Below are 10,259 nucleotides of genomic sequence, written 5' to 3' on the forward strand. Positions count from 1 at the left end.
CGATAATTTGGCATGAGCCATATTCGAACGGATACTGAGATTCATGATATTCCTGAAACACGCATCTTGGCGTGTGATGTAATGAAAAAGTCTTGCTAAACGGCGCCTTGTGTCGGCGCATAAGGCGCACAAGAACAGCCGGAGCATAACCCGCCACAGCTTTGGCGGGGCCAAGTGGTCACATTTCGAGCGCTTGCGCGGTACGATCTTGCCATCCAATGATCAGGCAAACCGGCGCGACGGGATGCCGCGCCGCTAATGCATTATAGGGGGCGCTTTGCCTCGACGACTATCTTAAGCAGTCTCAAGGTTCACAGCAGACTGTTTGCCCCTCCGATCTGCTTCGACTTCGTAACTCAGGCGCTGATCCTTATGCAGCGTTATCATTCCCGCGCGCTCGACAGCAGAAATATGGACGAAGCTGTCCGGTCCGCCATCTTCGGGCGCTAGGAAGCCATAGCCCTTGTCAGCATTGAAGAATTTTACGGTGCCGATAGGCATGAGTGTTTCCTTTCACGAAAACAGAGAATCCACCCGCGAAATTGCAGGCGAAGCTGATAGCGCAAGAAAGGAAGCGGCACCCAAATGGGGGAGAGCTCCGTCGCAGGCGACGTTAAGCATCAACAAAAATACGGTATAATTGAAAAATGTCAATCCTAAAATCAATTTCGCTACAGAAGTGAAATGAAATTTTTACTAAAAATGAAATTGCAACCTCTAATATTATCGATTTTTATATATAGATATGAATTACATGCGTTATTTTATAGCCAAGTGCGAAAGTGTGGTCGACGCGTTTATAATAGTTCGCATCTCCGTTCAATTTGGTGACCATTTTTGCACTCATGCTCAGCGCGGCCGGTTTTGGATGGTCAAAAAGCGGCAGTTGAAGTGCCCGTATGGTTGGCGCCGTGGAAGGCTCGTTTGCGATCTCCGCATGTCCGGAATCAACGATCCGGCCCTCAGGACCGGACGGTCGGGAAAGTCCCACCCTCGGCCACTCGCGCCCCCCCTGCCCCACATTGTTGATTGATTTTTCAGCTCGGCAATCGCCAGGTTGCCGTCGGCGCCTCACTTGCCTGAATAGGTGAGGATGATGGCTTGATGGTCGCGCTCTCGGGCAATCGCAACCGACGCTTTGCGCCCCTTGCCGGTTGCCGACATCATTCCGCTCCCGCCCGAACGGAAATCGGATGTTTTGCGCATCCCTCCAGCGGCGAAGCGTTCGCGATAGAAGGCCATGATTGCTGCGGCGTCGTCCGTCGTCGTCAACCGCACCTCGTTATTTCGGGTCGTGCCGGCATCTGCACTATTTAATGAAACAAGGACGGAACCGGGGTAGCGCGGTGCAAAGTCGGGCATCTCAAAATCGCTCGGTGGAGCAGTCAACTCTGGAGCGATCCGTGAAGGGACTTGGACCGAAACTGGCTCGTCATGCGGACCGGCATTGTTGGACGGTGCTGCCTGTTTTTCTGAACCGCAACCCGCCAATAAGAATAAAATGGGGAGATAGCAGCCTCGCATATTCTTCTCCTTCATGGGGATGCAGGCTAATCGATGCCGTGCCAATGATGCAATTGGATAGAGCTGCCAACGCATGCTTCGTCACTTGCATTTCGAGCCCGATGATCTCGTCGCGCCCCGACTATATGGTTTCCGCACCTGAAGCAGGGGTGCGATCAGGCAGTAAAGGGATTGTTTCCAAACGCCCCGAACCTTCCAATCCAGTAAATTTTCGCTCCTGTGAGGCATTCGCACCTCTCGCCCGGAAAATCCCTAGACAGGCTGGCGACAAGGGGAACGCCACCATGCCCAGCAACAAACTGACCCGCCTTAAAAGGCTGCGTCTCAAGCTCGAGATCGACCAGCCCGCCAAAAAGCCGGGCAAGAACAATGTTCGTCAGGCAGCACGATCCGCCACAACGAAGGCAGGCGCGCATAGTGTCGCGCAGCGCCCATCGCGCGCGACCTTCCGTCGCGCCGCCTTTGCGCGCGCCGGCCAGAAAGGCTGACGCCTATATCGCGTCACCATCCCTTGCGCCGGGTGGCGACACAGGGCTTCACCCGCTATGACGCGCCGGCCAATGCTTGCATTTGTCGTTCGCCCTGCTAACGCGCCTGCGCCCCTGGCGCCCTTCATCGCGGCGTGCGTCAGGGGTACCATCATGCGGCGCAGGCGCACAGCGCCCGAACCCTTGGCCTGCTATCATGACAGTCAATTATGGATCACGCGCCTCGCACGGCACGATGGCACAGCGGGCACGGGCTATCCCCATTTTGGAAAAAGACAGGCGACGGCGAAATCATATAGACGCCACGCCTGATCCCCCCACCATCGTCGATCCTTCTTCGCCCGATCGATGCCCGGCTGCCGACGACATGTTCGCTTGATGCCATGCTTGCCCATGAGCTGGTTGCGCGATGACATATTGGCGGCTCAGCCAAGAGCTGGCCCAGCCCGCCCTCGGCCAAACCGCCAGTCGACCTCGCCACCGACAAGCCTGCCCGAGACCGATTGTCCGATGCGACGTTCGAGCGCGCTACGCCAGGGGACGAGGGTAAATTCATAGGAATTCTCCAGAAGCGCAAAGCGCCCCGAGAGAAGATCCAGGCGCCGGACCAGCCGCCCCTCGATCCGCTCGCCCTCGCCTGCCTCGCGATAGGGCAAGGCCATTTCTCGGGCGAGCCGTTGGGCGACGCGCCCCAGTTCCCGCTGCTGCAACTGGCCAATCATGCCGGGCGCATAATGGGTCACGGCCCCATCCTGCCTGGCGAGGCCTTCGCCGATCAGCCAGGCGCGGCGCGCTGCGAGCGCAGTCCTTGTCTCTGCCCCGAAACCCGCGTCGCGCATCCGGGCTTCGCCATCGCCGACCAGCAAATGATCGAGCCAGGTCGAGGCGTGCGCCCCTGTCATTCTCTCGAGCGGAACCGGCGCGCGCAAATCGACCATGACCGGCCGATCCCGGGCCTGACCTGCTTCATGGTCCATCACCCGCTCGAGATGATCCGCCGGGATTGTCCAGGTTCCATCTGTCCCGCGCGCCAGCCCGAGCGGCCTGCGCAGCGCTTCCAGACGGCGCTCATGCCGATCGAGAAAAGCCGGCGACGCAGCGGGATCAGCGTCCAGATGTGCATCGCGGTCATAAAGGCCGCCATTGCTCCTGGCGATGGCGGCGATGGTCCGGTCGGCGGGGCGCAATGCTGGGATTCGTGCGCGGATATCGACGATGGTGCCGGCGACGATGCCATCGGGGCCCCTCTCCCCTCCACGGCCTTCGCCCTGCGCTTTACCGAGCGCCACATAATGGCTGTTGCCATCCACGCCCTCGACGATGAGATATTCACGGCCGGCATGTTCATCGGCAAGACCGCGTGCCAGCACGCGCCCGGTGAGCGGTTCGTCTCTCGCCAGCGCAGGATCATGAATGCGCATGGCTGAAGCGGCAAGCGGGCGCGATGTTCTTGCATATTCGCGCTGCAAGGTGCGGATGATATCGCCTTTCTCGCCCATCGCGCGCAGCGTTTGTTCGAGCTCTGCAGCAAGCTGCCACCGCCCTGCCCCGACAGGTTCGGCAAGGCCCAACCGGCCAAGCTGTGCGAGACGGCCGGCGCGCAGATCATGCTCGAAGGGATCGCGCGCACGCGGCGAGATCATATGCTCTGCGTCCGCTGCGCGCACCAATGTCCGATCGATCGATGTCCAGCGCGCCTGACTGATTTCGGCGCGACGGCTCGCCCTGATTTCCCGGTCGCTTCTTGGCCCGAGATCCAGGTCCACCAGTTCGGCAGCCCGTTCCCGCAACCCCTGGCTGATATAATCGCGGGCGATAACGAGGTCCTTTCCGCCATCATCCACGCCGCGCAACAGGATATGGCTGTGAGGATGGCCCGTGTTGAAATGATCGACCGCGATCCAGTCGAGCCTGGTTCCCAGATCGCCTTCCATCCGCGTCATGAGCCGCCGCACGAGCGGTGCGAGATCACTATATTGTGCGCCATCCTCGGGCGCCACGATGAAGCGGAACTGGTGCCGGTCGCCCTCGCTGCGGGCGAGGAATTGCTGCCCGTCGACCGCCTCGCCCTGGGCGCCATAAATCTGTCCGCGCTCCCCCTCGCGCGTCGTTCCATCGCGCTGGAGATAGCGTAGATGCGCCTTGGCGCCGCCGATACCGCCGCCGCCAAGCCGGACGATCCGGGCCTTCACGACCACGCGTCGACGGCGATAGAGTGCGTGGCGATCGCGGCTCGCAAGCAGCCGGCCGACCCCCGCGCCGCGTCCATTGCGGTGGCCGGCAAAGCGACTGGCTGCGCCTGTTCCACGCGGGCCGCCGCGCGCCAGATTGGTCGCCGCCAGAACGGCGCCGGCATAGCGCCTTGTCGAGGGCCCGCGCCCGCGACCGATCCGGCCAAGACGGGGTTCCACATTGTCATCATCGGCCATGCTTCAATATCCTGTGCAGGCCGCTCTCACCTCCATCATGCCCGACGAAGCACCAGCCGACCAGCAGTGCTGCCCGGAGGCACGCAAATCTGCCGCCGGGCGCCCGACCGACACTGTTCCCGAGTCCCCGGCAAGCCAACGGCACCACAGAAAAGGATGTGCAGACAATCACTTGGCAGCCGAAGGGTGTCGGTGCTTTTATCTTGCCCTCCGCGCCCTTTCCGTCATCCCCGCCTCTCCATCTCACGATGCCGACGCCTAATTCGCATGACGGCGCCCTGAAGACCGGCGTCCCACGACTGGCGATTGCAGACCCGGCGATCAGCGCGAAAAGAGACCCGGTCCCGCCACCGATCGATGTCTTGAACCGGGCCCTTGCACATCCCATCCTTCCCTCTAGCGCCATTGCTGAAAAGCCCGCAGCGCCGCCCACTTGCTCTGCAGATTGCGCCGACCCGCCACTTGCTGCGGCGCCCCCTCTCCGTCGACCAGCATCTTCGCGGCGAACCAGCCCCCTTCCACCTGCCCCAGGATCGCGACCAGGTCCCATTCCTCCCCGTCCTCGACCTCGCCTTCATAGGCGCCGAGCCAGCGCTCCGCGATTCGTGCCTCCCACAGCCAATCCTCCTCCGCAGCCATCGCATTGGCCGCACCGCCCCCGGGGCCGATCTGTGCGCCGGCCTGTACGCTGGCCTGTGCGCTGGACATCGCGCCAGCCGAGCCCTGGAGATCTTCCCCGCCTGTCCACCGCAGAGTCACCGCCTTGCGTGCGCCGGTCCGGGCCTGAAAATCCAGATACATGATATCCTCCATCCTTTGTCTGTCCTCTCTTCGAGAACAGACCTCGATCGACGGGCGGCGGCGGGGCTGTCAGGGCCGCGCAGCGCCGCGCTAGCGGCGGCGGAGGAACCGATTTTGTCGGGCAGCCATCAAAAAAATGCGCGCGCGCAGCGCGCTCCTCTTCCCGGCAAAATTGGAGGGGCCGCCGGCCTTGATCAGCCCCGCCGCCGGCCGTCATGCTGGGTCTTGCCGAGATGAGCCTCTCTCCCTCTCCTGCATGCGCTGACCTTGCCCCTGCCAGCTGCCCACATCCGGGGAAAAATCGAGGCGATATCCCGTGCAATTTGCATCCTTCAGGGTCGGGGCGGGAGCGCGAACAGGCGGTCACGCGCACGATCGGTGCCGGCCAGCGCCGCATGCGGGTCAGCATCGTCCGGATCGGCATCGAATGCGGGCGACCGCGCTCCCGAACTATCGTCGGGCAAGGGCGCTGCAACCGGCCCGCCAATGACGAATAGCGGCGGTGTTCCGGGGCGGCGATCTTGCGCCGCGCCGGTCATCAAGATCGCTTCGTCAACGACCGGGCGACCGGCTTCCAGCAATGTCCGTATCCGCGCCACATAAATCCGCGTTTCGAGGGGGAGCGCGCGTCCGCCCAGATATTGGACATAGCGGCCGGGACCGGCATGATAGGCGGCAAAAAGACCGGGATAGCCGAAACGCGCATGCATCTGGGCGAGATAGGCCGTGCCGGCCAGGATATTATCGGCCGGCGCGTCAGGGTCGTCGCCCAGTCCATGGCGCACGCGCATCGCCGCCCAGGTGCCGGGCATCAGTTGCATCAGTCCCATCGCCCCGGCCACACTGCGGATCGGCCTGCCTTGCCGCATGGTCTGGCCGCCGCTCTCGACCCGCATGACGGCCAAAATCCAGCGCGAGGGCAGATTGAACCGACGCGCGGCGTCATCGACCAGAACGGTCCAGCGCGACAGCCGCTCGCCCGAGCCCGGATCGAGATCGTGCCCATGCCGACCCGAAACCGGATCGACAGTCCATCCCTTGGCCCTGCCCCCTGCCCCGTCATTGGCCAGTTCATGCGAAACAGAAGGCTCGGGATCGATGGCGCGCTGGAGAGCGATATCGCCCGAAAACATCATGGGCGCGCGGCCTCGCCCGATGCGACGATCGATAGCGCGATCAGTCCCGTGATCGGCACCGCGGTGGCTGGGCGCATCGATGCGCGGATCGCTGCCAGGAGGCATTGCGATCAGGCGGTCCTCGCCAGCCGGCACTGCCAGGAGAAAGGCGGCGGCCGCGATCGGCAAGGACCAGGCCCCGATCATTTTGCTGCCCCGGCCCAAAGGAGCGTCGCGCGGCCGATGATGTCGGCGCGCTCAGTACTGCCGAAATAGCGACCATCAAATGAGTCTGGGACAGCCGCCATCAGGAGGAGGTAGCGGGTCGGGCCCAGCCCTTCGCAGCCCTGCCAGCGCGGCAAGGGTCGCCCGGCGCCATCGCGTGTCTGGCGCTGTGCCACGAGCCGGCCATTGACGAGGATGGCCGCATCGCGGGCGCAGACGATATCGCCCGGCACGCCGACCACTGTCTTGACCAGCGGCACGTTGAACGGGAGATAGTGCCGACGCGCGGCCAGCAAGCGGGCGGGATAAGGTGCCCAGGCGACGACCATGTCGCCGCGCACCAGATGCGCGTCCGGCACGACGCGATAGAGGCCGATCGGGGCGCTGGCGCTCGCATTCCAGACGAGGCGCGGACGCGGCGGGAAGATGATGCTCGCTCCCAGAGTCAGCGCCAGTGCGCCAAGGCCGAGACAGCAGCGGCGCCGCGATCGGCAGCGGGCCAGTTTCTGCACGCGCAGCGCCTTCCCCCAGGCACTGACTGCGGCGAGGCGGGGATCAGTCATGATCGCCGCCTGTGCCACTGTCCCTGGACCAGGCCTCGATATCATCGATATGGAAGCGCCAGCTGCGCCCGTGGCGGCGCCCGCGAGGGCCCGTCCCGGCGGCCTGGAGGCGCTGGAAGCTGCGCAGAGAAAGCCCGAGATGAAAGGCCGCCTGCTTCATCGTTAGAAAGGGATTGGTCTGTCGCGCGACGCGGGCGCGCATGTCGCAATCGTCCATCGAAATTGCCCTTCTTGCGCGGACCTTCATGGGTCCGCTGCGCAGGGCTTTGCCGTCCGGGTCGATGCATCGGCAGGGTCGCAATCGGGACCGCCCGAATTCGACCGTCCCCCCGAGCGCGTTCGGGGCAACGGCCCCCACGCTCTGTTGGAGCATGGGGGCCGGCCCGAAGGGCTAGTCGTTCGGGTTCCAGATGATGGCGAAGGCGTCCTCGTCATCCTGACCCGCGGCACGGCCGAGATTGGCATAGAGACGTCGGGGTCCGAATTCGGGCGCGGCCAAGCTCAGCGACACATAGTCCTTGCCGGACATTTCGCCGCGCCGCAGCCACCCCGCCCCGACCTCTGCGCCGGCAGCAACAACCTTGAAATCGGGCTGGACCTCACTGGTTTTGCGGCTGTTGGGAATGATCTCGATATCGGTGCGGATCGAGAGGGTGCGAAGCTGGCCCTTGAAGCCATGGCCATCGCGGGTGACAAAACCGATTGCGGGCATTTTCAGTCTCCTTGGTTGTGCGTCCCGGACCATTTCCGGGCGACACACAGACCAGCGGGCCGGCCCCAGCCGGCCGCCCGCACTCGCAGGGCCGCAGCATGCGCGAAGGACCGGGCAGCGCGCCTTATTTGGAGCGAAGCGGCGCGAGGAGCCCATCATGATGGGTGGGGAAATAAGGCAGCAAGGCCGGTTGCAGGCGGCCGGTGGCCGGACCAGGTCGTTGTGGATGGCGCCGGAAGGTTCGTGCTGCACGGCAGGCGAACGAGCGATGCCCGCATGTGGATGCCCAACATAATTTGCCAGCGGCAAAGCGCTGCGCATCTGTCATTTCGATCTCACATATTCGCGTCCGCAATCGCCGCTTCATGGTGCCGTGCTGGGGGCGTGATTGCTGGCTGACGGACCTGCTCGCGAAACACGTGCGGCGCGCATGTTAATCGCAGGGGGCAGAACGGTGCGCCGGCCCAGCGCCGGCCGCTCCTATGCCCCATGTTTCGGCCCCCCCGCACTGCGGGATCGCAAGCACACGCCTTCCAGTCCGATGCAGCGCCGCCAATCCTACCGTAGGATCCGCCGCCGGGTCGGCCTTTTTCCGATCAGCATCCGGGTCGCCCCACGGTCGGCAGGACAGCGCAGATTAAGCCGCGCGGGCCTCGGCCCCGACCATGTTTCGTCGCCGCCCGCGCTGCAAAGCGGCGCGGGCGGCGACGATTTTTTTTTAAATCGGTCCCTGCGCGCTGCAGTTCGCACGCGAATCCAATTGCTCTGGCGCCAGCGGGGTCAGCGCATGTTCGCGACCGATGCATTTGCCTGATCAGCCATGACCGCGCATAGGCGAAATCATGAGTGAACAGATGCAAGCCGCCATTCTCGCCGTGATCGAGCGCGCGCCGCAGTGGATCAGGCAGGATCTGGCATCGAAGGATCCGGCGGCCCGCACCCGTGCGGAAGAGTCGCTGGCGATGATCATAGCCGACGCCATCAGAAAGCAGAGCGAACAGCCTGAATGATCAGGCTCTAAATGATCAGGCGGGAACGCCGGCGGTGCGCTTCAATTCGGCGATGCGCTCGGCGCAGACTTCATGCACGACGCGGCCCAGTTCCTCGACCTGTTTGCCGAGCCAGCTCAGCTCCGCTTGGCTGATCTTGTAATGCTTGGAATAGCGGGCCTTCACATAGGCCTCCTTCAGCTTCTCGAACCGCGCCCGGTCGATATGGCGTTCACTTGGCCAGACATAAGCCAGCCGCCGGTCGATCCGCTCTGCCTGGGTCCGCAGAAAGCCAAGGTTATGCACGTGCGGCGTGTAGAAAGTGCAGACCAGCAGCACGCAGTGGTAGAGGAATTCGGTAGCTTGGTGCATGTCGAACGCCGCCTCTTTCAAGCGGCCTTGGTTCATCACATACCTAGCAGTGTCTAATCGGCCGCCCGCGCTCGGCATCCACTCGTCAAAATATTCCTGCGCCATGGCCAGCGCCTTGTCCGGCGTCTTGGGCTTGGGGGTGTGCAGTTCCTTGTCGTCGCTCTCGTAAAGTGCGATGCCGTCCTTGGCGACGTCCATGAAGAAATAGCGACCATGGGCAAGGCCATCATTCACTTCCTGGAGGGTGTGGACGATGAAATTGACCGGGGTCTTGAGCGTGGCGGTGATGCCATATTCGCGCATCAGCCGCTCATCGACCTTGAGCCAATATTTGACGCGATCAGTCAGCCGCTGGTCGTTGACGATGATCAGGAGATCATAGTCCGACTTGTAGCCCTTGGCAGTGTGCGGCTCATCGACCCAGCTGCCCCGCGCATAGCTGCCATAGAGGATGATCTTCTGGATGCGGCCCTTCTTGCGCCATGCCTGCGTCGCGAGCGCCAGCCCGTCCTCGAATTCCTCGAAGATGATCTGCACGACGCGCGCCAGTTCGCGCTGCTTGTCGGCGGGAAGATGATCGAGATCGTTACGCATGGCATGGCTACCCTGTCGGACCGATCGCCCGATGGCAAGCCATCGGGCGCGGCGGGTTGATCACAGACGATGGGAAAGCCGTCGCCACCAGGGCTCGGGCTCGTACAAGGTTCGCAGGAATATGCGCAGTGCTGCGGCAAATTCCGCTTCGGCCTGCTCGGCGCTGATGCCGTGCCGCTGGGCAAGCTGGGCATAGCTGAGATCCTCCATTCGGATATCAAAGAAGATGGTGCGCTGAAGGACGGTCATGCGGCGAAGCGATCGCCGCCCACGCCGCACGAAGACGCGCAAGGGAAGTTTGTCGGTCATGCCGCTGCCCCTTCGGTGCCCAGCAGATAATCGGCCGCCTTGCTGGCCGCGCTTGCCGCCTTGAAGATCGCCCGCTCATCCTCGCGCAGGACGGCAAGCCAGGAGCCGATATAGTCGCTATGCCGGACGGTGGGCACG

The 10,259-nt window shown here is 63.2% G+C and carries 12 protein-coding genes and 1 pseudogene; 2 read left to right on the forward strand and 11 right to left on the reverse strand.

Going from position 1 to position 10,259, the window contains the following annotated elements; genetic code table 11:
* Positions 1-294: 294 nt before the first annotated feature.
* Both A0U87_RS24015 and A0U87_RS24020 read right to left on the reverse strand, forming a co-directional pair.
* Positions 295-501, reverse strand: coding sequence for a cold shock domain-containing protein (locus tag A0U87_RS24015; protein ID WP_010335983.1), 207 nt, complete (start codon positions 499-501; stop codon positions 295-297).
* A gap of 570 nt (positions 502-1,071) precedes the next feature.
* Positions 1,072-1,539 (reverse strand): hypothetical protein, encoded by a 468-nt coding sequence (locus tag A0U87_RS24020; RefSeq protein ID WP_137406080.1) that lies wholly within the window; start codon positions 1,537-1,539, stop codon positions 1,072-1,074.
* Positions 1,540-1,568: 29 nt separating this feature from the next.
* Here A0U87_RS24020 and A0U87_RS24025 point away from each other — a divergent pair, with 29 nt between their 5' ends.
* The gene (locus A0U87_RS24025) at positions 1,569-2,012 is read left to right on the forward strand and encodes a hypothetical protein (RefSeq protein ID WP_137406081.1); all 444 of its coding nucleotides are present in this window, start codon (positions 1,569-1,571) and stop codon (positions 2,010-2,012) included.
* A 425-nt stretch (positions 2,013-2,437) separates the two neighbouring features.
* On the opposite strand, the gene rlxS is transcribed toward A0U87_RS24025, so the two are convergent.
* From rlxS to A0U87_RS24055, 6 genes and pseudogenes are all read right to left on the reverse strand, one after another.
* Entirely contained in the window at positions 2,438-4,441 is a 2,004-nt protein-coding gene (gene rlxS, locus A0U87_RS24030) for a relaxase/mobilization nuclease RlxS (protein ID WP_137406082.1), read from the reverse strand.
* Between the two features lie 396 nt (positions 4,442-4,837).
* Entirely contained in the window at positions 4,838-5,254 is a 417-nt protein-coding gene (locus tag A0U87_RS24035) for a hypothetical protein (RefSeq protein WP_137406083.1), read from the reverse strand.
* A gap of 575 nt (positions 5,255-5,829) precedes the next feature.
* Positions 5,830-6,192, reverse strand: a pseudogene (locus A0U87_RS26920) (lytic transglycosylase domain-containing protein); the annotation flags it as partial.
* 368 nt (positions 6,193-6,560) lie between these two features.
* On the reverse strand, positions 6,561-7,145 hold the full coding sequence (locus tag A0U87_RS24045) for a S26 family signal peptidase (protein WP_137406084.1): 585 nt from the start codon (positions 7,143-7,145) through the stop codon (positions 6,561-6,563).
* Entirely contained in the window at positions 7,138-7,518 is a 381-nt protein-coding gene (locus A0U87_RS26925; RefSeq protein ID WP_240700631.1) for a helix-turn-helix domain-containing protein, read from the reverse strand. Before A0U87_RS26925 ends, A0U87_RS24045 begins: the two co-directional genes overlap by 8 nt.
* Before the next feature lie 18 nt (positions 7,519-7,536).
* A complete protein-coding gene (locus A0U87_RS24055; RefSeq protein WP_069337874.1) occupies positions 7,537-7,857 on the reverse strand; it encodes a DUF736 domain-containing protein in 321 nt (106 codons plus the stop codon).
* Positions 7,858-8,699: 842 nt separating this feature from the next.
* Between A0U87_RS24055 and A0U87_RS26375 the strand changes: the two genes are divergently transcribed.
* Positions 8,700-8,867: a DUF6771 family protein gene (locus tag A0U87_RS26375; RefSeq protein ID WP_168708665.1), complete on the forward strand. Its 168-nt coding sequence runs from the start codon at positions 8,700-8,702 to the stop codon at positions 8,865-8,867.
* A gap of 15 nt (positions 8,868-8,882) precedes the next feature.
* Here the strand turns inward: A0U87_RS26375 and A0U87_RS24060 are convergent, their stop codons facing one another.
* The 3 genes from A0U87_RS24060 to A0U87_RS24070 all read right to left on the reverse strand — a co-directional run.
* Positions 8,883-9,812: a HEPN domain-containing protein gene (locus A0U87_RS24060; protein WP_137406085.1), complete on the reverse strand. Its 930-nt coding sequence runs from the start codon at positions 9,810-9,812 to the stop codon at positions 8,883-8,885.
* A gap of 60 nt (positions 9,813-9,872) precedes the next feature.
* The gene (locus A0U87_RS24065) at positions 9,873-10,121 is read right to left on the reverse strand and encodes a hypothetical protein (RefSeq protein ID WP_137406086.1); all 249 of its coding nucleotides are present in this window, start codon (positions 10,119-10,121) and stop codon (positions 9,873-9,875) included.
* Positions 10,118-10,259, reverse strand: a 142-nt coding sequence (locus A0U87_RS24070) for a zincin-like metallopeptidase domain-containing protein (protein ID WP_240700632.1), incomplete at its 5' end; no start/stop codon positions are given. The genes A0U87_RS24065 and A0U87_RS24070, both read right to left, overlap by 4 nt.

It is taken from the genome of Sphingobium sp. MP9-4 (assembly GCF_005281675.1).
GTDB classification, from domain to species: Bacteria; Pseudomonadota; Alphaproteobacteria; order Sphingomonadales; family Sphingomonadaceae; genus Sphingobium; species Sphingobium yanoikuyae.